Annotated in this window: 19 protein-coding genes and 1 pseudogene; 9 read left to right on the top strand and 11 right to left on the bottom strand. The window is 68.7% G+C overall.

All coding sequences use genetic code 11. From position 1 onward, the window contains the following. Window positions 1-1,952 (top strand): annotated as a pseudogene (locus tag A9W99_RS23900) (ATP-dependent helicase); the annotation flags it as partial. 4 nt (window positions 1,953-1,956) lie between these two features. Beyond that, window positions 1,957-2,712 carry an endonuclease VIII Nei2 gene (nei2, locus tag A9W99_RS23905; protein WP_067384311.1) on the top strand — a complete coding sequence of 252 codons (756 nt, stop codon included), beginning with the start codon at window positions 1,957-1,959 and terminating at the stop codon, window positions 2,710-2,712. A gap of 8 nt (window positions 2,713-2,720) precedes the next feature. On the opposite strand, the gene A9W99_RS23910 is transcribed toward nei2, so the two are convergent. The 3 genes from A9W99_RS23910 to pstS all read right to left on the bottom strand — a co-directional run bounded on the left by A9W99_RS23910 (window position 2,721) and on the right by pstS (window position 5,956). Then, window positions 2,721-3,647: a PHB depolymerase family esterase gene (locus A9W99_RS23910; protein WP_067384314.1), complete on the bottom strand. Its 927-nt coding sequence runs from the start codon at window positions 3,645-3,647 to the stop codon at window positions 2,721-2,723. 58 nt (window positions 3,648-3,705) lie between these two features. Then, complete coding sequence (locus tag A9W99_RS23915) at window positions 3,706-4,782, bottom strand: PPE family protein (RefSeq protein ID WP_067384317.1); 1,077 nt, start codon at window positions 4,780-4,782, stop codon at window positions 3,706-3,708. A gap of 94 nt (window positions 4,783-4,876) precedes the next feature. After that, a complete protein-coding gene (gene pstS / locus A9W99_RS23920) occupies window positions 4,877-5,956 on the bottom strand; it encodes a phosphate ABC transporter substrate-binding protein PstS (RefSeq protein WP_067384319.1) in 1,080 nt (359 codons plus the stop codon). 162 nt (window positions 5,957-6,118) lie between these two features. On the opposite strand from pstS, the gene A9W99_RS23925 reads away from it, so the two are divergent. Continuing rightward, window positions 6,119-6,442 (top strand): DUF732 domain-containing protein, encoded by a 324-nt coding sequence (locus A9W99_RS23925; RefSeq protein ID WP_067384322.1) that lies wholly within the window; start codon window positions 6,119-6,121, stop codon window positions 6,440-6,442. On the opposite strand, the gene A9W99_RS23930 is transcribed toward A9W99_RS23925, so the two are convergent. The 3 genes from A9W99_RS23930 to A9W99_RS23940 all read right to left on the bottom strand — a co-directional run bounded on the left by A9W99_RS23930 (window position 6,433) and on the right by A9W99_RS23940 (window position 10,499). Then, a complete protein-coding gene (locus A9W99_RS23930; protein ID WP_067384325.1) occupies window positions 6,433-7,296 on the bottom strand; it encodes a pseudouridine synthase in 864 nt (287 codons plus the stop codon). The genes A9W99_RS23925 and A9W99_RS23930 overlap by 10 nt on opposite strands. Continuing rightward, window positions 7,293-9,017: a glycerol-3-phosphate dehydrogenase/oxidase gene (locus A9W99_RS23935; protein WP_067384328.1), complete on the bottom strand. Its 1,725-nt coding sequence runs from the start codon at window positions 9,015-9,017 to the stop codon at window positions 7,293-7,295. The genes A9W99_RS23930 and A9W99_RS23935 overlap by 4 nt, the downstream gene beginning before the upstream one ends. Window positions 9,018-9,083: 66 nt before the next feature. Then, window positions 9,084-10,499, bottom strand: a complete 1,416-nt coding sequence (locus A9W99_RS23940; RefSeq protein WP_067384331.1) for an NAD(P)H-quinone dehydrogenase — start codon at window positions 10,497-10,499, stop codon at window positions 9,084-9,086. Window positions 10,500-10,559: 60 nt separating this feature from the next. Between A9W99_RS23940 and A9W99_RS23945 the strand changes: the two genes are divergently transcribed. Beyond that, window positions 10,560-11,039, top strand: a complete 480-nt coding sequence (locus A9W99_RS23945; protein WP_067384334.1) for a gamma-glutamylcyclotransferase — start codon at window positions 10,560-10,562, stop codon at window positions 11,037-11,039. A gap of 73 nt (window positions 11,040-11,112) precedes the next feature. On the opposite strand, the gene A9W99_RS23950 is transcribed toward A9W99_RS23945, so the two are convergent. The 3 genes from A9W99_RS23950 to A9W99_RS23960 all read right to left on the bottom strand — a co-directional run bounded on the left by A9W99_RS23950 (window position 11,113) and on the right by A9W99_RS23960 (window position 14,462). Beyond that, on the bottom strand, window positions 11,113-12,000 hold the full coding sequence (locus tag A9W99_RS23950; protein WP_067384337.1) for a hypothetical protein: 888 nt from the start codon (window positions 11,998-12,000) through the stop codon (window positions 11,113-11,115). A gap of 111 nt (window positions 12,001-12,111) precedes the next feature. Further along, the gene (locus tag A9W99_RS23955) at window positions 12,112-13,281 is read right to left on the bottom strand and encodes a M20 family metallopeptidase (protein WP_067384339.1); all 1,170 of its coding nucleotides are present in this window, start codon (window positions 13,279-13,281) and stop codon (window positions 12,112-12,114) included. Then, the gene (locus tag A9W99_RS23960; RefSeq protein ID WP_067384342.1) at window positions 13,278-14,462 is read right to left on the bottom strand and encodes a M20 family metallopeptidase; all 1,185 of its coding nucleotides are present in this window, start codon (window positions 14,460-14,462) and stop codon (window positions 13,278-13,280) included. The genes A9W99_RS23955 and A9W99_RS23960 overlap by 4 nt, the downstream gene beginning before the upstream one ends. A 41-nt stretch (window positions 14,463-14,503) precedes the next feature. On the opposite strand from A9W99_RS23960, the gene A9W99_RS23965 reads away from it, so the two are divergent. Together A9W99_RS23965 and A9W99_RS23970 are read left to right on the top strand one after the other, a co-directional pair. Next, window positions 14,504-15,310, top strand: a complete 807-nt coding sequence (locus A9W99_RS23965; protein WP_067384345.1) for a purine-nucleoside phosphorylase — start codon at window positions 14,504-14,506, stop codon at window positions 15,308-15,310. Beyond that, complete coding sequence (locus tag A9W99_RS23970; protein ID WP_067384348.1) at window positions 15,307-16,890, top strand: phospho-sugar mutase; 1,584 nt, start codon at window positions 15,307-15,309, stop codon at window positions 16,888-16,890. Before A9W99_RS23965 ends, A9W99_RS23970 begins: the two co-directional genes overlap by 4 nt. Here the strand turns inward: A9W99_RS23970 and upp are convergent. Further along, on the bottom strand, window positions 16,887-17,510 hold the full coding sequence (upp, locus tag A9W99_RS23975) for a uracil phosphoribosyltransferase (RefSeq protein WP_067384356.1): 624 nt from the start codon (window positions 17,508-17,510) through the stop codon (window positions 16,887-16,889). The two genes, A9W99_RS23970 and upp, sit on opposite strands and share 4 nt — an antisense overlap. Window positions 17,511-17,768: 258 nt before the next feature. Between upp and A9W99_RS23980 the strand changes: the two genes are divergently transcribed. The 3 genes from A9W99_RS23980 (at window position 17,769) to A9W99_RS23990 (ending at window position 21,140) form a co-directional block, all read left to right on the top strand. After that, window positions 17,769-18,629, top strand: coding sequence for an alkaline phosphatase family protein (locus tag A9W99_RS23980; RefSeq protein WP_067384351.1), 861 nt, complete (start codon window positions 17,769-17,771; stop codon window positions 18,627-18,629). A gap of 36 nt (window positions 18,630-18,665) precedes the next feature. Further along, complete coding sequence (locus tag A9W99_RS23985; protein WP_067384353.1) at window positions 18,666-19,970, top strand: primosomal protein; 1,305 nt, start codon at window positions 18,666-18,668, stop codon at window positions 19,968-19,970. Between the two features lie 186 nt (window positions 19,971-20,156). Then, window positions 20,157-21,140, top strand: a complete 984-nt coding sequence (locus tag A9W99_RS23990; RefSeq protein WP_067384359.1) for a VWA domain-containing protein — start codon at window positions 20,157-20,159, stop codon at window positions 21,138-21,140. On the opposite strand, the gene A9W99_RS23995 is transcribed toward A9W99_RS23990, so the two are convergent. Next, a complete protein-coding gene (locus tag A9W99_RS23995) occupies window positions 21,141-22,148 on the bottom strand; it encodes a VWA domain-containing protein (protein ID WP_067384362.1) in 1,008 nt (335 codons plus the stop codon). Window positions 22,149-22,315 lie beyond the last annotated feature (167 nt).

The following is a 22,315-nucleotide window of genomic DNA, read 5'->3' on the forward strand; positions in this document are numbered from 1 at the left end:
CGGGGCGGGCCGGGGCCCCCCGGCGGCGGGGGGGCCCCCGCGGGGGGGCCGCCGCCCCCCCCCCCGCCCCCCCCCCCGGGGCGCCCCCCGGGCCCCCCCGCCCCCCCGCGGGGGCCGCGGACCTGCTGCGGTTGCTCGGCCCGCTGACCGCCGACGAGATCGCCGCACGCGCCGGCATCGACGAAGGCACCGACATCACCGGCTGGCTGGAAGGCCTGCGCGCGGCACGGCGCGCGCTGACGGTGTCGTTCGCCGACCGCAGTTGGTGGGTCGCCGTCGAAGACATCGGCCGGCTGCGCGACGGCGTCGGGGTCCCGGTTCCGGTCGGCGTCCCGGCCAGCTTCACCGGCGCGGTGGCCGATCCGCTGGGCGAGCTCCTCGGCCGCTACGCACGCACCCGCACGCCGTTCACCACGGCAGAGGCGGCCGCCCGGTTCGGCCTGGGCCTGCGGGTGACGGCGGACGTGCTGGGCCGGCTGGCGGCCGATGGCCGGCTGGTGCGTGGCGACTTTGTCAGCCCGGAAGTCGCCGGTGCGGTTTCCAGCGGGCCGGGCGCCGAGCAGTGGTGTGACACCGACGTGTTGCGGATCCTGCGACGACGCTCGCTGGCGGCGCTGCGGGCGCAGGTCGAGCCGGTCAGCACCGCTGCGTACGCGCGATTCCTGACGGCCTGGCATCAGATCGGCACCACGGATTCCGGCCCGGCCGGGGTGGATCGGCTGGCATCGGTCATCGACCAACTCGCCGGTGTGCGGATACCAGCGTCGGCGCTGGAACCGCTGGTGCTGGCGCCGCGAGTCCGCGACTACTCGCCGTCGATGCTCGACGAACTGCTGGCGAGCGGGGAGGTCACCTGGTCCGGCGCCGGGTCGATATCCAGCAGTGACGGCTGGATCGCGCTGCACCCCGCGGATTCCGCGCCGTTGACGCTGGCATTGCCGGGGAGCAGGCCCACCGAGCTGGAGTTCACCGACGCACACCGCGCAATCCTGGGCACCCTTGCCGGCGGCGGCGCGTACTTCTTCCGTCAGCTGGTGTCCGACGGACTCGCCGAGGCACAGCTCAAAGCCGCGCTGTGGGAACTCATCTGGGGCGGCTGGGTCACCGGCGACACATTCGCGCCGGTGCGCGCGCTGCTCGGGGGCGGCGGGGGCGCCCGCAAGCGATCCGCCCCCGCCCATCGTGGCCGCCGCCCGCCGCGGCTGAGCAGTTACAGCGTCGCGCATGCCCACACCCGAGCCGCCGACCCCACCGTCGCCGGGCGATGGTCGGCGCTGCCGGCTCCCGAGCCGGACTCCACCGTGGGCGCCCACTATCACGCCGAGCTGCTGATGAACCGCCACGGCGTGCTGACCCGGGGCGCGGTGGCGGCCGAGGGCGTGCCCGGCGGGTTCGCCACCCTCTACAAAGTGCTGAGCGCTTTCGAGGAGGCCGGCAGATGCCAGCGGGGCTACTTCGTCGAGTCGTTGGGGGGCGCTCAGTTCGCCGTCGCGTCGACCGTCGACCGGCTGCGCGGCTACAGCGACGACCCGGGCAGTTTCACGGATCCGGAGCAGCCGGAATATCGGGCGGTCGTGCTGGCCGCCGCCGATCCGGCCAATCCGTACGGCGCGGCCCTGCCCTGGCCGGCCGCGAACTCCGAGAGCGCCGAGAGTCCCGGGGCCCGGCCGGGCCGCAAAGCCGGGGCGCTGGTCGTGCTGGTGGACGGTCAGCTGGCGTGGTTCCTCGAGCGCGGTGGACGATCGCTGCTGACCTTCACCGACGATCCCGCGGCCGACCACGCCGCGGCGGCGGCGCTGGCCGACCTGGTGACAACCGGGCGTGTCGCGTCGATCCTGGTCGAGCGCGTGGACGGGGTGCCGGTTCTGCACCCCGGCGCGCCCAGCCCGGTGGCCGCCGCCCTGGCCGAAGCCGGCTTCGCCCGCACACCACGCGGCCTGCGACTGCGGTAGCCCGATGCCCGAAGGTGACACCGTCTGGCACACGGCGGACGAGTTGCGAAAGCACCTGACCGGTCGCGAGCTGACCCGCTGCGACATCCGGGTACCGCGCTACGCCACCGTCGACCTCACCGGACACGTGGTCGACGAAGTGCTCAGCCGCGGAAAGCACCTGTTCATCAGGGCCGGGCCGGCCAGCATCCACTCGCATCTCAAAATGGACGGCAGCTGGCGGGTCGGTAACCGGCCGGCACGCGCCGACCACCGGGTGCGAATCATCTTGGAAGCCGGGGATATTCGGGCCGTCGGCATCGACCTGGGCGTATTGGAGATCCTGGAGCGCGACCGCGACGGCGACGTGGTCGCCCACCTGGGACCCGACCTGCTGGGCGAGGACTGGGATCCCGCCGTGGCCACAGCCAACCTCACCGCACGCCCGGACCGGCCGATCGCCGAGACGCTGCTGGACCAACGGGTGATGGCCGGGGTGGGCAACGTCTATTGCAACGAACTGTGTTTCGTCAGCGGGCAGCTACCGACCGCGCCGGTTGGCAACCTGGCCGACCCGCGGCGTCTGGTGTCTCGGGCACGGGAAATGTTGTGGGCCAACCGCTTCCGCTGGAATCGCTGCACCACCGGGGACACCCGGGCGGGCCGGCAGCTGTGGGTGTACGGGCGCGCCGGGCAGGCCTGCCGTCGCTGCGGCACGCTCATCGCCTACGACGACACCGGCGATCGGGTGGCGTACTGGTGCCCAACCTGCCAGCGCTGAAGCACCCGTCAATCGCGAGCGTGCGCGAGGAAGAACTGGGCGATCACCTGCGAGGCGTCCAACGCTCGCGTGGTGGGACCGATGACCACCTTGGGCAGGTATTGCTTGCCGCCCGGCCAGGTGTGCCCGCCGTGTTCGATCTTGTAGAACACCACCTCGGAACCGGCCGCGCACACCGTGGCAGCGAAGCGGCGCACCAGCGTCCCGTCCCCGACGTCGGGCAGCACCTGCGCCGACGGTTCGCCCTGGCACCCGTCGACCACTCGCCATCTGTCCACCAGGCTGGACGCCGAGATGGCGTGGCTGATGCCGCCGCGCCCGCGCACGTCGCCGCCGTTGAAGGGCACCACCGGATCGGCGGTGCCGTGCGCATCCAGAACCGACACCGGCCGGGACGGTTGGCAGCCCACGCTGACGCCCAGCGTCCCGGACACGGGCGCGATCGCGGCGAAGACGTCGGCGCGATCGCAGGCCAGCCGGTTGGACATGAAACCGCCGTTGGACATGCCGGTGGCGAACACGTGCCCGGAAGGCACTGCGAACTGGTCGCGCAGTTTGCTCACCAGCGCGACCAGAAACCCGACGTCGTCCAGATGGCGACGGTCCGCCGGCGAGGCCCCTCTGCCGTCGGCCCAGCTCTTGTCGTAGCCGTCTGGGTAGACCACCAGCAGGTTGCTGGCATCGGCGACGGCGTCGAAGTCGGTGAGCCCCTGCTGCCCCTCTCCGGTGCCACCCCCGCCGTGCAGGCTGAGCACCAGGCCGACGGGAGGACCGGGCGGCAGATGCACGATGTAGGTGCGCTTCAGGCCGCCGAATGCAAACGTCCCGAACTGATCACGCGATGCGGCGTGTACCTGCCGCGAGTCACAACCGGCAAGAAAGGACGCGATGGCGCTCAGCGAGATGGCCAGCGACAGCAATCGCGCCCAGGGCATGGGGCCAAATTACCGATTGCCGTCAGGACTGTACGACAGTGGGGCCGAGTTTGCGGGCTCATCCCGCTGACGGCGGTCGGGGCATCACGGTGCCCTTGAGCTCCAGTCCGTATTCGAGGTCGTCGTACTTCTGCGGCTTCCTCTTGCGCCAGCCACTTCCGGCCGAGACCGGCGGCGGCATCAGCGGCGGGAGGATCGGGAATCCCGACTCCCCCGGTCCAAGCGGGGACACCGCCGAGGCAAGCTGCACCGGCGGCTGCGCGGGAGCCAAAAGTCCCGTCGCGGCCGGCGGCGCGGCAAGGCGGCCGAGTGACACTCCGACGCCGACCGCCGCCGTCGGCGCTTCCGCACTCCCGAGGGCACGCACCGCGCTGGACAGACTGGCGGCCCCCGCCCCCAGCGCCGACTCCCCCTCTGACAGGCCCTGCCCGATCTCGGGAGCCACCGCCTGCAATGCCTGCGCCGAAGTGTTCTGCGCCAGATAGCTCAGCAAGTTGATCGGAAACCCGGACGAGATGAATTGGTTCGCATAGGTATTGGCCAGCTGAAACCAGCCGTTGTCGACAAGATCGGCCGCAGCGCCGGCGGACGGCGCCGCCGCGGCTTGAGCAGACTTGACAACCGGAGGCGGAGAAGAGAATTGGGGCAGTGAAAGAGCTTGCGCCGATGCTGCCTGATAGCGATACATCGCAGCCGAGTTGTTGATCCACATCTGCTGGTACTGCGCCTCGGTTTCGGCGATAGCGGTGAGGTTTCTGCCGAATCCGTTGGTGGCGAGCAACTGTGCCAACTGAATCCTGTTGGCGCTGACCGCCGCCGGATGAACCACCGCCGAAAGAGCCGAACCGAATGCCGTCGCAGCGGACTGCGCGGAGAAGGCCAGCTGCTGGCACTGCTGAGCGGTGGCAAGCAACCAGGTGAGGTAGGGGCTCACCGCCTGGATCATCGCGGACGAGGACGGGCCGCGCCACGCCTCGCTCAATGCGGACAACACCGGACCACAGGAGCGAGCAGCGTCCTCGAGATCGGCACCCAGCCGCTGCCACGCGCCCGAGGCCTCGATGAGCGATTCCGCACCCGGTCCGGAATGGATCAGCGCCGAGGTGACCTCGGGGGGCAGTGATGTGAACTCCACAGAATCTTAATTGATTACGAAAGGAAAATTTTTGGAACATCTCGTCGACGACGGCGAGAAAACCCCCGGAACATTGCGCGTCGAAAACCTCGCATCACGAGATCGCGCTGACCGCGGTGGTCAATCGCGACTTGAACTCGCCGGGAACGGGCACGTATCCGTTGTCCGCCAAACCATTCTGGCCGGCCCCGACCGTGGTTTGCAGAAACGCCTTCACCGCCGCACCGACCTGCGCATCGGGATACTTCGAACAGACAATCTCATACGTCGCCAGCACGATCGGGTAGGAGCCGGGCTGGTTCGGCCGGTAGAACGAGATCGTGTCCAGGGCCAGGTCATTGCCCGTCTTGGTGAACCAGGCCGCGGAGATGGTCCGCCCTATCGAGTCGGTGCTGATCGCTACCGGGTCAGGGCCGGCCGACGTGACGAGCTTCGCGGTGGTCAGCTGTTGCGCCTTCGCGAACGACCATTCCACGTAGGTGATCGAGCCTTCGGTACGTTTGACGGCCGCCGCGGCGCCGTCGTTGCCGGTGGTCCCCTCACCGACGCCGCCGTTGAACGTCTTCCCCGCACCCCTGCCCCACGCCCCGTTGGAAGCGGTGTCGAGATACCTCTGGAAGTTGTCCGAGGTTCCGGACTGGTCGCTGCGGAACACGACACGAATCGGCTTGTCGGGCAACGCCACACCCGGATTCAGCGCCTGGATGGCCGGATCGTTCCAGCGCGAGATGGCGCCGTTGAAGATCTCGGCGGCAGTCGGACCGTCGAGACTCAACGACGTCAGGTCGGTGACGTTGTAGGCGACAGCGATGGGACCGAACACCACCGGCAGGTTCCACGCCGCCGAACCGCACCGCTGTTCGGCCTTGGTGTATTCGTCCTTGCTCAGCGGCGAGTCAGAGCCGCCGAAATCCGTTTGACCACTGAGGAATTGGCTGATGCCTGCGCCGGAACCATTGGCCGTGTAATCCACCGACCGGCCCGGGCATGCTTGTCGGAAGGCGCTGACAAATCCGGCTATCGCATTGTCCTGCGCCGTGGAACCGCTGGCCTTCAAAGTCTGCTTGCCGGCGCAGCTCACCTGGCTGGACGTGTTCCCGCCACCGCATGCCGACAACACCGCCGCACCCATCACCAGGATGCTCAGCGCGACACCAAATCTGTTGATTGCCAACGGTAACAGGTTTACCCGCGACGGTAGCGACCGGCAATCGCTGGGCAACCCGAATTCTGGAATTCCACAACAGTTTGTCCCTGGTATACCGCCCCGACGCACCCCGCTCAACATCGTCGCGTCCCGTATAACCAACCGCGACGGAGGAGGTTTCGGCCCGCAATGGCGGCCAGCCAGGTGCGCTCGACCAGACCCGTGCTGGCCGTGGCGTTCGCGCTGCTGATCCTCGCGACATCAGCGGCTCCCGCGCACGCCGACGCGGTCGACGACGCGTTCCTGAACGCGGTGAAGTCCAAAGGCATCAACTTCGCGTCAGCGCAGGCCGCGATCATCGCCGGTCACGAGGTGTGCGACGAGCTCGACCTGGGCAGGCAGAAGTCCGACGTCGCCACCGACGTGACGCACAGCAGCAACCTTGACGGCTACCGTGCCGGATTTTTCGTCGGCGTCAGCGTGGCGGCGTACTGCCCGAGGCATCACTCGTAGAGTTGCCGCCCGCTCGCGAACTCGTGGTGAGCCCCGGTGCGCGGGTCGTCGAACTCGATACGCTGCGCCAGCAGCCGCAGCGGCGTGCTGAAGTCGTCGGCTGGCACATCAATCACATTGGGATACAACGGATCACCGCAAATCGGTAGCCCCAGCGAAGCCATCTGCACGCGCAACTGGTGGGTACGTCCGGTGCGCGGCGTCAGCCGGTAGAGCCCGTCCGGCGACACGAGCTCCACCAGCGTTTCGGCGTTGGGCGCACCCGATTCAGAGACCGCCTGCAAATGCCCGCGGCGCTTGACGATCCGGTGGCGCAGCACGCGCGGAAACACCAGCGCCGGGTCGACCGCCGCCCGGGCCAGGTAGGTCTTGCGCACCAAACCGCGGGCGAACAGGGTTTGATAGGCGCCACGCAACTCGCGCCGCGTGGTGAACAGCAGCACCCCGGCGGTCAGCCGGTCAAGCCGGTGCGCCGGGCTCAGCTCTGGCAGTCGCAGTTCTCGGCGTAGCCGCACCAGCGCGGTCTGCGCGACGTGGCGGCCCCTGGGCATGGTGGCCAGAAAATGAGGCTTGTCGACGACCACGATGTCCGCGTCCTGATACAGCACCGGCATCTCGAAAGGCACCGGCGCCTCAATCGGCAGGTCGCGGTAGAGGTAGACGCTGGCGCCGGCCGGCAGCACCGTCATCGCATGGACCACCGCGCCGTCGGCGTCGACGACTTCTCCCGCAAGTACTTTCGCGCGGGCCCCGGAGCCGAACCGGGCGGTCAGCTCGGCCAGCACCGGTCCGCCCAGCAGCCGCACCCGGGCGGGTCCCAAACCGTCGCGCACCGGCAGCGGCGCGGGTCTCACGTTAACGGCACCGGCTCGAGGATCTCGGCGCGCGCCTCCGGTGCGCTGGCCCGCAGTTCGTCGGCCGACACGTCGTCGGGCTGAGCCTGGGACAGGATCTCGGCCTCCACCCGCGCGGTGTAGTTGGCGACCTCGCGGTTGACCTCCTCAGCGGTCCATCCCAGCACCGGGGCGACTAGCTCGGCCACCTCGCGGGCGCAGTCGACGCCGCGGTGCGAGTATTCGATGGAGATGCGCATCCGGCGCGCCAGAATGTCCTCGAGGTGCAATGCGCCTTCGGCGGCGGCGGCGTACACGGCTTCCACCTTGAGGTATCCGGGCGCCTCCTTGATCGGGCCGAGCAGCTCGGGCCGGTCCGCCACCATGCCCAGCACGTCGTCGATCAGGGAGCCGTAGCGGTCCAGCAGGTGGCGCACCCGGTAGGGATGCAGCCCTACCCGTTCGCCGACGTGTTCCACCTGGTTGATCAGCGCGAAGTAGCCGTCGGCGCCCAGCAGGCTGACCTTCTCGGTGATGGTCGGCGCCACCCGGGCCGGGATGAACTGCACCGCCGCGTCGATCGCATCGGCCGCCATCACCCGATAGGTGGTGTACTTGCCGCCGGCGATGGCGACCAGGCCGGCGGCGGGCACCGCGACGGCGTGCTCCCGCGACAGCTTGGAGGTCTCGTCGCTCTCCCCGGCCAGCAGGGGGCGCAGGCCCGCGTAGACGCCGTCGATGTCGGCGTGTGTCAACGGCGTGGCCAGCACGGTGTTGACGGTGCTCAGGATGTAGTCGATGTCGGCCTTGGTGGCCGCCGGGTGGGCCAGGTCGAGGTTCCAGTCCGTGTCGGTGGTCCCGATGATCCAGTGGGTCCCCCACGGAATGATGAACATCACCGACTTCTCGGTGCGCAGGATCATCGCCACGTCGCTGACGACCCGGTCCCGCGGCACCACCACATGCACACCCTTGGACGCACGCACCTGGAACCGGCCGCGCTGCTTGGACAATGCCTGGATCTCGTCGGTCCACACCCCGGTGGCGTTGACCACGACGTGCCCGCGGACCTCGGTGACCGAGCCGTCCTCGGAGTCACGTACCCGCACGCCGGTGACCCGGTCCCCCTCGCGCAGCAACGCGACTACCTGGGTCGAGGACCGCACCACCGCGCCGTAGTGCGCGGCCGTGCGCGCCACGGTCATGGTGTGCCGGGCGTCGTCGACGACGGTGTCGTAGTAGCGAATGCCGCCGATCAAGGCGCTGCGCTTGAGGCCCGGGCTCAGCCGCAGCGCCCCGGCGCGGGTCAAATGCTTTTGCGCCGGAACCGATTTCGCGCCACCGAGAGTGTCGTAGAGGAAGATGCCGGCGGCGACGTAGGGCCGTTCCCACATCCGTTTGGTCAGCGGGAACAGGAAAGGCAACGGCTTGACGAGATGCGGCGCCAGCTTCGTCAGCGACAGCTCACGCTCGTAGAGCGCCTCGCGCACCAGCCCGAACTCCAGCTGCTCGAGATAGCGCAACCCGCCGTGGAACATCTTCGACGAGCGGCTCGACGTGCCGGAGGCGAAATCACGCGCCTCGACCATCGCCACCCTGAGCCCGCGGGTGGCGGCGTCCAGCGCGCACCCGGAGCCCACCACGCCCCCGCCGATGACCACCACGTCGAACTGCTCGGCGCCGAGTCGCTCCCAGGCCACCGCGCGTTGCTGCGGTCCCAGTTCATGGATCGGGCTGGTCATTCGCCAAAACTCCCGTCAGTTACTCGTCGGTAGGTTGTAGCCAGCCTACGGGGAAGTCAGTCGAGGTCAGTCAAGGTCATCGTGGGCCATCAGCCGGCGGGCGGCCTCGGTGATCGAACCCGACAGCGACGGATAAACGGCCAGCGTCTGGGCCAGTTCGTTGACGGTGATGCGGTTGGTCACCGCTACGGCGATCGGCAGGATCAGCTCCGAGGCGATCGGGGCCACCACCACGCCGCCGATCACCACGCCGGTGGACTTGCGGCAGAAGATCTTGACGAAGCCCTGCCGGATCCCGGACATCTTGGCCCGCGCGTTGGTCCGCAACGGCAGCATGATGGTCCGGGCGCTGAACGAGCCGTCGTCGATCGCCGACTGCGGTATGCCCACCGCGGCGATCTCGGGTCTGGTGAACACCGTCGCGGCCACCGTGCGCAGCCGGATCGGGCTGACGCCTTCGCCCAGCGCGTGATACATCGCGATGCGGCCCTGCATGGCGGCGACGGATGCCAGCAGCAGCAGCCCGGTGCAGTCGCCGGCGGCATAGATGCCGGGCACCGAGGTACGCGAGACCCGGTCGACGGTCAGGTAATCGCCCCTGCCGAGTTCGATGCCGACTCGCTCCAGGCCCAGACCGCTGGTGTTGGGCACCGACCCGATGGTCATCAGAGCGTGGCTGCCCTCGACGGTGCGGCCGTCGGTCATGGTGACCAGCACCCCGGAGTCGGTGCGGGTGACCGATTCGGCGCGGGCGTTCTTGAACAGCTGGACGCCGCGCTCGGCGAACGACTCCTCGAGGACCGCCGCGGCGTCGGCGTCCTCGTAGGGCAGCACCCGATCGCGGCTGGCGGCCACCGACACCTGCACGCCGAGCTCGGTGTAGGCGTGCACGAACTCGGCGCCGGTGACCCCGGAACCCACCACGACGAGGTGCTCGGGCAACGCCTGCAGGTCGTAGAGCTGGCGCCAGGTGAGGATGCGCTCGCCGTCCGGCTGGGCCGACGGCAGGATCCGCGGGCTGGCCCCGGTGGCGATCAGCACCACGTCGCCGTCGTGTTCGCTGGTGGAACCATCCGGGGCGGTGGCCCTGATGCGGTGACAGGCCAGGCCGGGGGTGGGGTCGATCAGCTCGCCGCGGCCGGCGATCACTTCGACGCCGACGCTGCGCAGCGCGGCGGTGATGTCGGAAGACTGCTCGGCGGCCAGCGCCTTGACCCGGGAATGGATTTGCGGCAACGAGATCTTGGCGTCTTCGTAGTCGATCTCGAACCCCAGCCGCGGCGCACGACGCAGCTCGGTGCGCAGACCGGTGGACGCGATGAACGTCTTGGACGGCACACAGTCGTCCAGCACGGCCGCCCCGCCGATGCCCTCGGAGTCGATAACGGTGACCTGGGCCGTGTCCGGATGTGAGGTGGCCGCGACCAGCGCCGCCTCGTAGCCGGCCGGGCCTCCGCCGATGATCACGATGCGGGTCACCACAGGCCATAACCTAATCGCGACCATGCAGCCACGCGAGCCGGTCCCGTTTAAGCTTTCCCCGTGCCGCTCTACGCCGCGTACGGGTCGAACATGCATCCCGAGCAGATGCAAAAGCGGGCGCCCCACTCGCCGATGGCCGGAACCGGCTGGTTGCCGGGCTGGCGGCTGACGTTCGGCGGCGAGGACATCGGCTGGGAAGGGGCGCTGGCCACCGTCGTCCAGGACCCGAATTCGCGGGTGTTCGTCGTGCTCTACGACATGACATCCGCCGACGAGAAGAACCTCGATCGGTGGGAGGGCTCCGAGTTCGGCGTGCACAAGAAGATTCGCTGCCGGGTGGAGCGCGAGTCGTCGGACACCACCATCGATCCCGTCCTCGCCTGGCTATATGTGCTGGACGCCTGGGAGGGTGGGCTGCCGTCGGCGCGCTATCTCGGAGTGATGGCCGATGCCGCCGAGATCGCCGGTGCGCCAGCCGAATACGTGCACGATTTGCGGACTCGCCCGGCCCGCAACATCGGCCCAGGCACTACCTCCTAACCCCCCGCGAGCGTCCGCACTTGTACAACGAAAGGCCCACTTTAGTGGCATTTTGAGGACGCTTGCGGCAGGGTCAGGCGGCGCGGGCGCGCCCCAGCCGTGTCGCGAGCCGCCGGACGAGTTCGACGGGCCGGTACCGGACATCCTCGAAGATCATCGGCACCACCACCCAGCCCAAATCCTGCAGCGCCGCAGCTCGGTTGCGGTCGCGTCGGAACGCCTCCGGGCCGCTGTGCCAGTCGAGGCCGTCGTATTCCGCGGCAACGAGCTGGTCGGGCCACGCGAAGTCGAGCCGCCACAGATACCCGTGCCGGTTCACGACCTCGTATTGCAGCACGGGTAGCGGCAAACCGCCGTCGATCATGACCAGCCGCGCTTCGCTCTCCATCGGCGACTCCGCCAGCGGGTTTGCCATAGGCAGCAAGTCGCGTACCTTGACGATCCCGCGACGGCCCGATTGCCGTTCGATAGCCCGCTCCAGCTCGACACGTCTGCACGTCCCGCTGCGCAGGGCGGCATCCAGCGTGGCCAGCGCCCGAGGCCGCCGTAGCCCCCGTGCCACCTCGATCGCGGTCCATGCGGGAGCGGTCGCGGGCCTTTCCCTACGCACGGTCAGCGGCGCACCTTCCCGCCGGTGCACGACCAGTCCGTCGGTCGAGCGCAGCCGCCGGCCCACGGGATTGAGCACATGCAGCTCAGGGCGTCCTTCGGTATCGAAGCCATACGCCGCAGCGGCCGTCCCCAGACATACCGCCACTGTGGTACCGGTAGCCAAGTCGAGCCCTCGCAGCCGCAATGCGGTGGTCGGTTCACCCAGTTCATTCAAGCCGTAGATACCTTGCCAAATCCTATGCAGAGTCGCGTTGGATTCCAGACCTCGGCGAGTAAGGAACGTCAACGCCTGGGCAGCGGTAACCACTCCGCCTTGTGTGTCGAGCAGCCGGGACAGCTCCGCATGCATGGGGGAATGGTCGGCAAATCGTTGGGTACGCACAATCCACTGATGGCGAACGTCCGCAAAATGCCGCCAAAACGGGCCTTTTGCCCTACATATAGGGACGCTCGCGGGCAGTTAGAAAGCCGCCGCCTGCTCGACGATGTTGACCAGTACCCGTAAGCCGATCCCCAGCGCCCGCTCGTCGAGATCGAACGTCGGCTGGTGAAGATCCAACTGCGGGCCTTCGCCGGACCACACACCCAATCTCGCCATGGCCCCCGGAATCTCCTCCAAGTACCAGGAGAAGTCCTCGCCGCCGCCGGACTGGCGGGTGTCGGCCAGCACATCGGGCCCGACGGCTTCGATCGCGTGGGTGAGGATGCGCGTCGAGATGTCCTCGTTGACCACCGGTGGCACCCCGCGGCGGTATTCCAGGGTGTGTTCGATCTCCAGCGGCGCGAGCAGGCCCGTGACGGCCTGACCGATCATGTCCTCGAGCGCCACCCACGTCTGGCGGCTGGCGGTGCGAACGGTTCCGGCCAGCACGCCGGTTTGCGGAATGGCATTGGGCGCCACACCCGCGTTGACCGCGCCCCACACCAGCACGGTGCTGTTGCGGGGGTCGATGCGCCGCGACAGCACTCCGGGCAGGCCGGTGATCAGCGTGCCGAGCGCGTAGACCAGGTCGGCGGTCAGGTGCGGGCGCGAGGTGTGCCCGCCCGGCGAATACAGCTTGATCTCGATCTGGTCGGCCGCCGAGGTTATAGGGCCCTGTCGGACGGCGACCTTGCCCACCTCGAGCCGGGGATCGCAGTGCAGGGCGAAGATTCGCGACACCCCGCTTATCGCGCCGGCCGCGATCGCGTCGATGGCGCCCCCGGGCATCAGCTCTTCGGCGGCCTGGAAGATCAGCCGCACCCCCACCGGCAGCTCCGGGAGCGACGACAACGCCAGCGCGGTCCCCAGCAGGATGGCGGTGTGCGCGTCATGACCGCAGGCGTGCGCCACGTTGGGCATGGTCGAGGCGTACGGGGCGCCCGTCCGCTCGGCCATCGGTAACGCGTCCATGTCGGCGCGCAGGGCGATCCGCGGCTGATGCTCGGGGCCGAAGTCGCAGGTCAGCCCCGTGCCGCCGGGCAGCACCTTGGGGTTGAGCCCCGCGTCGGCCAACCGTTCGGCGACGAATTGCGTGGTCGCGAACTCCTGTCGGCCCAGCTCCGGATACCGGTGGATATGCCGGCGCCAGGCGATCAGGTTGTCGTAGTTTGCCGCCAGCCACGATTCGGCGGTGTCGACCAGGCTCATGGTGCCGCCCGCCGCTGCTGGGCGGCCAGGACCCGGTCCCGTTGGGCAGGAGTCTGGGCGAGCTGGACGACGGTGCGCGCCAGCATGATCGCTCCCTCGAGGACCGCGCGGTCGGCGCTGGGACCGGCGGCCGCGTCGGCGAATGCGCGCTGATGAACCGTGGCGCCGCCGGCGTCGACGCCGATCACCGGATGGATCCCCGGCAGCACGTGTGTCACGTTGCCCATGTCCGTGCTGCCCATCGGAAGCCCAGCCTCGATGTCGGGTGCCACCGGTTGCCGCCCGAGCCGGCGCATCTCCTCCCGGAACACGTCGGCAAGCCATTTGTCGGGCTTGAGCTCCGCGTATGCCGGTGCGGGAGTGCCGATTTCGTACTCGCAGCCGGCCGCCAGCGCACCGGCGGCGAAGCAGGCGAACATCCTGCCTTCCAGTTCCCGCAGCGAATCCGATTCGATCGCCCGCATGGCATATTTCAGGCTTGCACGGCCGGGGATGACGTTGACCGCCTGACCGCCCTCGGTGACGATGCCGTGCACGAGTTGTCCGGGTGCCATCTGCTGGCGCAGCACCCCGATGGCCACCTGCGCGACCGTGACGGCGTCGGCGGCGTTGACTCCGAGATGCGGCGCGACGGCGGCATGGGATTCTTTGCCCCGGTATTCGACGGTGACCTCGGACAACGCCAGGGAGCGAGCCCCGGCGATGTCGGCGGGCCCGGGATGCACCATCACCGCCACCGCGACGTCGTCGAACGCCCCGGCCTGCAGCATCAGGGCCTTGCCACCGCCGGACTCCTCGGCGGGTGTGCCCAGCAAAGCCACCCGCAGGCCCAGGTCGTCGGCCACCTCGGCTAGTGCCAGCGCCGTGCCCACCGCCGAGGCCGCGATGATGTTGTGGCCGCAGGCATGTCCTATTCCCGGCAGCGCGTCGTATTCGGCGCACACCCCGACAACCAACGCCCCGCTGCCGAAGTCAGCGCGGAACGCGGTATCCAAACCAGCAGCGGGAGAGGTGATTTCGAAGCCGCGCTCGGCAACTAGGGCCTGCGCTTTGGCGCAACTGCGGTGCTCGTCGAACGCCAGTTCCGGCTCGGCGTGAATCGAGTGGGACAATTCGACAATGTCGGCGCCACGACGCCGCACCACATCCTCGACGCTGTCTAGGGCGCTGGCTGCGGGCATGCTGGCAGTATCTCACTGCCCGCGGGCTAAGCTCGCGCAGTGTGACCGACGGTGGACCCGACGACCTGGCGCGGCGGGCAGCGGACGCCATCGCGGAGCGTACCGGGACCGCTGAGCACGACGTGGCAATCGTTCTCGGGTCGGGATGGGCTCCGGCCGTCGAAACGCTGGGCTCGCCGGCCGCGGTGGTGCCGATGGCCGAATTACCGGGGTTTACCCCGCCGAGCGCGGTCGGGCATCGCGGCGAGGTGATGTCGATGCGTATCGGCCAACACCGGGTTCTGGTGCTGGCTGGTCGCGTGCACGCCTACGAGGGCCACGACCTGCGGCACGTGGTACATCCGGTGCGGGCGGCCTGCGCGGCGGGCGCGCGCATGGTGGTGCTCACCAACGCGGCCGGTGGACTGCGGCCGGACTTCAAAGTCGGTCAGCCGGTGCTGATCAGCGACCACTTGAACCTGACCGCGCGGTCGCCGCTGGTCGGCGCTCACTTCGTCGACCTGACCGATGCCTATGCCCCGCGGCTGCGCCGGCTTGCCCGCGTCGCCGACCCGAGCCTGGCCGAAGGCGTCTACGCCGGACTGCCCGGTCCCCATTTCGAGACGCCCGCCGAAATCCGCATGCTGCGGACGCTGGGCGCCGACCTGGTGGGCATGTCGACGGTGCACGAAACCATCGCAGCGCGCGCAGCCGGCGCCGAGGTGCTGGGGGTGTCCCTGGTGACCAACCTGGCGGCCGGCATCACCGATGAGCCGATCAGTCACGTCGAGGTGCTCGCGGCCGGCGAGGCGTCGGCGACCCGGATCGGCTCCCTGCTTGCCGACGTCGTAGCCGCAATTCCGCTGTGACACCGGAGGATTGGATCGCCCACGACCCCGACCCGACGACGGCCGCGGAACTCGCCGCCTGCGCGCCCGACGAACTGGCGGCGCGATTCGCCCGGCCACTAACCTTCGGCACCGCGGGTTTGCGCGGGCCGGTGCGCGGCGGACCGGACGCGATGAATCTCGCGGTGGTGCTGCGGGCCACCTGGGCGGTGGCGCATGTGCTCACTCGCCGTGGGTTGGCCGGTGCGCCGGTGATCGTCGGCCGCGACGCCCGGCACGGGTCCGCAGCCTTCGGCGCCGCAGCAGCCGAAGTCCTTGCTGCTGAGGGCTTTTCGGTGCTGCAGCTACCCGGCCCGGTACCCACGCCGATCGTGGCTTTCGCGGTCCGCCACACCGGCGCCGCCGCCGGGATACAGATCACCGCCTCGCACAACCCGCCGGCCGACAACGGCTACAAGGTTTACTTCGACGGCGGCATGCAGATCATCTCCCCGACCGACCGTGAGATTGAAGCCGCCATGTCCGCTGCTCCCCCGGCCGACCAGATCGCCCGCACACACGTCCAACCGGCAGACACCGGCCTGGTTGAGCTCTACATCGAGCGTGCGTCGGCCGTGCGGCGCACCGGCGGTTCGATCCGCGTGGCCCTGACACCCCTGCACGGAGTGGGCGGCGCGGTGGCCGTCGAGACCCTGCGGCGGGCCGGCTTCGACGACGTGCACACCGTCGCATCGCAGTTCGCGCCGGACCCCGACTTTCCCACCGTCGCGTTCCCCAATCCCGAGGAGCCCGGGGCCAGCGAGGCACTGCTGGGCCTGGCCGCCGATGTCGGGGCCGACATCGCGATCGCCTTGGACCCCGACGCTGACCGGTGCGCCGTGGGGATTCCCACGGCGCACGGTTGGCGGATGCTCTCAGGCGACGAAACCGGTTGGCTCCTCGGCGATTACATCCTGCAGCACCCGCATGCGGAGACGCCGGTGGTGGCCAGCACGGTGGTGGCCAGCACGGTGGTGTCGTCACGGATGCTGGCCGCGATCGCCCGTCAGTACCACGCCGTGCATGTCGAAACCCCCACCGGCTTCAAGTGGCTGGCGCGCGCCGACGCCAGCCAACCGGGAACGCTGGTGTACGCGTACGAAGAAGCGATCGGGCACTGCGTCGACCCCGCCGCGGTGCGCGACAAGGACGGCATCAGCGCAGCGGTGTTGGTGTGCGATCTGGTGGGCGCGCTGCATGCCGAGGGCCGTTCGGTGCCCGACCAACTCGACCAACTGGCCCGGCGCCATGGCGTTCACGAGGTGGCGGCGGTGTCGCGCCCGGTCACGAACGCCGACGAGGCAGCCGCGTCGATGCAGCGGCTGCGGACAGCCCCGCCCGGCCCGCTTGCCGGCTTCACCATCACCGACGTCGCCGATGCGCTGGTCTTCACCGACAGCCACAGCGACACGTCGGCCAGGGTGGTGGTGCGGCCCTCGGGAACCGAGCCAAAGCTGAAGTGCTACTTCGAGGTTCGCTGCGCGGCGACCGACGACCTGGGTCCCGCCCGCGAGCGCGCGCGGGCACTGATCGACGAGCTCGTCTCCGCAGTGAGTAGCTAGCGCGGGCCGAACTGGCGGTCGCCGGCATCGCCGAGACCCGGGACTATATAGGCGATCTCGTTGAGACCGTCGTCGACGGCCGCGGTGAACACCCGCACGTTCGGGGCGATCCTCTCAAGGGCCGCAAGGCCTTCCGGTGCTGCCACTACGCAGAGCACGGTGATGTCCGTCGCGCCGCGGCGTTGCAGCAGGCCGATGGTGTGCGTCATCGACCCGCCGGTTGCCAGCATCGGGTCCAGGACCATCACCGGCAGCTCCGAGAGGTCGTCGGGCAGCGACTCCAGATACGGGACCGGCTGGTGGGTTTCCTCGTCGCGGGCCACACCGACGAACCCCACTCTCGCCTCGGGTAACGCGGCATGCGCCTCGTACACCATGCCCAGCCCGGCTCGCAGCACGGGAACCAGCAGTGGCGGCTTCGCCAGCCGCGAGCCCACCGTCTCGGTCAGCGGCGTGCGTATCGGCACCGGCAGGCTGGGCGCATCGCGGGTGGCCTCGTAAACCAGCATCAGCGTCAGCTCCCGCAACGCGGACCGAAACGCCGCGTTGTCGGTGCGTTCGTCGCGCAGCGCGGTCAGCCGCGCGGCGACCAGCGGGTGGTCCACGACGCTGACATCCACGGATTTCGACCCTACTGGCGTTCGCAAGCGCGGCGAAGCCGGGCGCGGCGGGTCGCCATCATCCAGCCCATGGCGATCGCAAGCGCGGCGAAGCCGGGCGCGGCGGGTCGCCATCATCCAGCCCATGGCGATCGCAAGCGCGGCGAAGCGGGCGCGACGGGTCGCCATCAGCCAGCCCAGGTAACGATTCGACATAGCCGCGCTGAAACGCCCGCGTTGGTCGGCTGAACAGCCCGAACCCGCCCATATACTCCGCGGATGCGAGCCCTGCGGCTGTTCTGCGCCGTGGCGGCGGTAGCGGTGCTGGCCGTCGCCGGGGAAGCCAAGCCCCCTCGGGTGGGGCTGACGGCAGCCACCCTTCCGACGCCCGCGCACGTGGTGATCGTGGTGGAAGAGAACCGCTCTCAGGCCGGCATCATCGGCAACAAGTCGGCGCCGTTCATCAACGCGCTCGCGGCCGGCGGCGCAATGATGGCCCAGTCGTTCGCCGAAACACATCCGAGCCAACCCAACTACCTGGCCTTGTTCGCCGGCGACACATTCGGCCTGACCAAGAACACCTGTCCGGTCAACGGCGGCGCCCTGCCCAACCTCGGTTCCGAATTGCTTTCTGCCGGTCACACATTCGCTGGCTACGCCGAAGATCTCCCGGCGGCCGGGTCGCCCGTCTGCAGTGCGGGCAAGTATGCGCGCAAGCACGTGCCGTGGGCCAACTTCAGCAACATACCGCCGGCCAATTCGCTGCCGTTCTCGGCTTTTCCGTCCCCGGGAAATTACTCGAGCCTGCCCACCGTGTCGTTCGTCATTCCCAACAACGACAACAACATGCACGACGGCTCGGTCACCCAGGGCGACGCCTGGCTGAGCCGGCAGCTGTCGGGCTACGCCACTTGGGCCAAGGCCAACAACAGTCTGCTGATCCTGACCTGGGACGAGGACGACGGCGGCAGTCGCAACCAGATCCCAACTGTCATCTACGGTGCGCACGTGCAGCCGGGCAGTTACCCGGAGCAGATCAGCCACTACAACGTGCTGGCCACGCTGCAGCAGATGTACGGATTGCCGAAGACGGGCAAGGCGGCGAACGCACCCGTCATCGCCACCATCTGGACCGGGTAACCGGCACCGACCCACGTCGTCGCTATTCTGTGCCGCATGGTTGCTGCTCTCGTGCCCATCCGCCTGAGCCTGTCCGACGGTGATCGCTACACCGTGTGGGCACCCCGCTGGCGCGATGCCGGCGACGAGTGGGAGGCGTTTCTGGGCAAGGATGAGGACCTGTACGCCTTCGAGACCATTGCGGACCTGGTCGCATTCGTGCGTACCGATTCCGACAACGATCTGGTCGACCACCCCGCGTGGAAGGCCCTGACCGCAGCCCACGCGCACAAGTTCGAACCGACCGAAGACCGGGAGTTCGACTTGGTCGCCGTCGAGGAGCTGGTGGCGGAGAAGCCCACCGAGGAGTCGGTGAACTCGCTGGCCGGCACGCTGGCGATCGTGTCGTCCATCGGATCGGTGTGTGAGCTGCCGGCGGTGTCCAAGTTCTTCAACGGCAATCCCACGCTGGGCACGGTTTCCGGCGGGGTCGAGCACTTTACCGGCAAGGCGGGCCAGAAGCGCTGGAATGCGATCGCCGAGATCATCGGCCGCAGCTGGGACGACGTGCTCAGCGCGATCGACGAGATCGTCAGCACTCCGGAGGTGGACGCCAAGGCGTCCGAGAAGGCCGCCGACGAACTGGCCGAGGAGCCCGAAGAGGACGAAGCCGACGAGGCCGACGAGACCGAAGCCGCCGAAGCCGCCGCGGCCCCGGAGGACACGACCGAGGACGCCGACGAGGCCGTCGAGGCCGAAATCGAACCCGAAGAGGAGGTCCGCGCGGCCGGCGACACGGTGGTGCTGGGCAGCGACGAGGACTTCTGGGGACAAGTGGGCATCGACCCGATCCGGATCATGACGGGTGCCGGCACTTTTTACACGCTGCGCTGCTATCTGGACGAGCGGCCTATCTTCCTGGGCCGCAACGGCCGCATCAGTGTGTTCACCTCCGAGCGCGCCCTGGCGCGCTACCTCGCCGACGAGCACGACCACGACCTGTCCGACCTGAGCACCTACGACGACATTCGCACCGCCGCGACCGACGGTTCGCTGGCAGTCGATATCACCGACGACAACGTCTACGTGCTGAGCGGGCTGGCCGACGATTTTGCCGACGGCCCGGACGCCGTGGACCGCGAACAGCTGGACCTGGCGGTGGAGTTGCTCCGTGACATCGGCGACTACTCCGAGGAGAGCACGGTCGAAAAGGCGCTGGCAACCAGCCGGCCGCTGGGCAAGCTGGTGTCCTACGTCCTAGAGCCCGATTCCGTCAGCAAACCCGCGGGCCCGTATTCCGCGGCGGTCCGGGAATGGGAAAAGCTGGAACAGTTCGTGGAGTCACGACTCAGGCGCGAATAGCGCCGCGAGCCGGGACGACATCCAACGTGAGCGTCACGACTACGTCGCAAATAACGTCGCGAGGCGTCGTGCACACCGGCTGACCGGGCCCGCCAAGCCCGTTTGACGGACAATCAACCTTCCTCTTTACTGGCGGCAAGTGCCCGCCGGCAGACAAAGGGGGCGGCCGAGCGGGAGGTGAGCACAGTGACGCTTCCCGGCATCGGCCCGCTACCCCTCTCCGAGTTCCAGCGACCGGGCATGCTGTTGTTCGGGCTCATCCCGCTGGCGCTGGTCGTCGCCTACGTCATGGTTCAGGCTCAACGCCGCAAACGGCTGCACCGATACACCGAGGAGCATGTGCCGCAATCGTTGTGGCGCCACCTTCCGGTCGCTTTGGCACTGTTCTGTCTGTTCCTGCTGACCATCGCGCTGGCTACGCCCACCCATGACATGCGTATCCCCCGCAACCGCGCCGTCGTCATGCTGGTGATCGACAATTCCAATTCCATGCGGGCAAACGACGTCGAGCCCAACCGCCTAAAGGCGGCCGAGGAGGCCGCGAAGCGGTTCGCCAACCAGCTGACGCCGGGCATCAACCTCGGATTGGTCGGCTTCGCGCGCACACCGTACCTGCTGGTGCCCCCGACTCCGCACCACCAGGCGACCGTCGACGCCCTGCCGAAACTGCAGTTCGGCGACGGCACGGCCACCGGTGAGGCGATCTTCACCGCCCTGCACGCGATCGAGGCGTCCGCCGTAACCGGAGGCGACAAACCGCCGCCGGCGCGCATCGTGCTGCTCTCGGACGGCGGCGCGAACAAGCCGCAAAACCCCAACGACCCGCACGACGGTGCCTACACGGCGGCCCGGCTGGCCAAGGATCACGGGGTGCCGATCTCGACGATCACGTTCGGCACCAAGACGGGCACCGTCGAGCTCGACCATCAGCGCGTGAACGTTCCGGTGAACTCCGATCAGATGAGGACCATCGCGCGAGTGTCCGGCGGGCAGTCGTACACCGCCGCCGACCTCAACGAACTTAATCGCGTCTACGACAACATCGAGCAGGAGATCGGATACCGCACGGTGGCCGGGCCGGGCAGTGCCGGGTGGCTGCGCCTGGGGGTGGTGGTCGCGTTCATCGCGGCGGGATTGTCGTTGCTGATCAACCGCCGTCTGCCGGTGTAGTCAGGCGGGCAGCCTGCGGTTCAGGTACAGCCCGGCCAGTACGGCGGCAGCCATCGCCACCGTGCCGAGCAGTACCCAGGCGCTGCTGGCGTCGCCGCGCACGGTTTCATAGCCGATCTGCTGCTGCAGCGTCGCGTACACATCCTTGAGCGATTCCAGGCTGTCGGCGTGGAATGCCTGGCCGTCGGTGATCTCGCAGATTTTCTTCAAGGTTTGGTCGTCGACGGGAACCGGGATGGTCGTGCCGTTGAATTCCACCGTCCCGTAGGGCGTTCCGAAGGAGATCGTCGAGATTTGCACTCCTTGGGACTTGGCGGCGCGGGCTGCGGTGAAGGCTCCCTGCGGGGCGTTGGGGTCCAACGGCACGTTTTCGGCGCCGTCGGACTCCAGCACGATTCGCGCCGGGGGCGGGCCGTCGCCGCCTCCCATCACCGCGCCGACCGTGGCGATGGCTTGCAGCGCGGTGAAAATGCCTTCTCCGGTTGCGGTTTTGGGAGCCGGCTGCAGATTGTCGATGGCTGCTTTGACGGCGGCGCGGTTGGTGGTGGGCGAGACCAGCAACGTGGCGTTGGCGGCGAACTGCACGAGGCCCAGGTTGATCGCCGGCGTCAGCTCGTCGGCGAACTGCTTGCCGGCCTCCTTGGCCGCGGCCAGCCGGCTAGGGGCGACATCGGTGGCGGCCATGGACTCCGAGACGTCGATGACCAGCACCACCACCGCCCGGTTCAGCGGAATCCGGACGTTGGACGTCGGTCCGGCCATTGCCGTCGTGAGCAGCACCAGCGCCGTGACGAGCAGAATCGTCGGCACGTGACGCCACCGACCGCGACGAGCCGGTGCGACGGCATCCAGCACCTCCATGTTGGCGAATCGCAGAACCCGACGGCGACGGGCAAAGAGCACCGCGATGTAGACGCCCACCAACAGCAGCACGAGCAGCAGGAACAAGAAGAACCAGGCGTGCTCGAAACCGGTGAGCGAGATCGGGCCCAACAGCGGCAACTTCACCTCACCAACTTCGTGGCCCTGCCGCCCTCCGTCAAGTTCGCTGGTTGACGCAGCGGCCCGGCCGTTCCCCCGCGCCCCCTTGAGCCAGTGGAGTCGTGTACTGTCGAACACATGTTCGAACGGGGTGGTGGGTGGTCGCAGGAGCAGGTGATTGCCTACTTCGATGA

Source organism: Mycobacterium sp. 1164966.3 (assembly GCF_001665395.1).
Taxonomy (GTDB): Bacteria; Actinomycetota; Actinomycetes; order Mycobacteriales; family Mycobacteriaceae; genus Mycobacterium.

Excerpts from the sequence above, each read along its gene's own strand:
- nei2 (WP_067384311.1), top strand. The coding sequence starts at position 1,957 with ATGCCCGAAGGTGACACCGTCTGGCACACGGCGGACGAGTTGCGAAAG.
- A9W99_RS23910 (WP_067384314.1), bottom strand. The coding sequence starts at position 3,647 with ATGCCCTGGGCGCGATTGCTGTCGCTGGCCATCTCGCTGAGCGCCATC.
- A9W99_RS23925 (WP_067384322.1), top strand. The coding sequence starts at position 6,119 with ATGGCGGCCAGCCAGGTGCGCTCGACCAGACCCGTGCTGGCCGTGGCG.
- A9W99_RS23935 (WP_067384328.1), bottom strand. The coding sequence starts at position 9,017 with ATGACCAGCCCGATCCATGAACTGGGACCGCAGCAACGCGCGGTGGCC.
- A9W99_RS23950 (WP_067384337.1), bottom strand. The coding sequence starts at position 12,000 with ATGCATGCGGAGCTGTCCCGGCTGCTCGACACACAAGGCGGAGTGGTT.
- A9W99_RS23955 (WP_067384339.1), bottom strand. The coding sequence starts at position 13,281 with ATGAGCCTGGTCGACACCGCCGAATCGTGGCTGGCGGCAAACTACGAC.
- A9W99_RS23960 (WP_067384342.1), bottom strand. The coding sequence starts at position 14,462 with ATGCCCGCAGCCAGCGCCCTAGACAGCGTCGAGGATGTGGTGCGGCGT.
- A9W99_RS23980 (WP_067384351.1), top strand. The coding sequence starts at position 17,769 with ATGCGAGCCCTGCGGCTGTTCTGCGCCGTGGCGGCGGTAGCGGTGCTG.
- A9W99_RS23985 (WP_067384353.1), top strand. The coding sequence starts at position 18,666 with ATGGTTGCTGCTCTCGTGCCCATCCGCCTGAGCCTGTCCGACGGTGAT.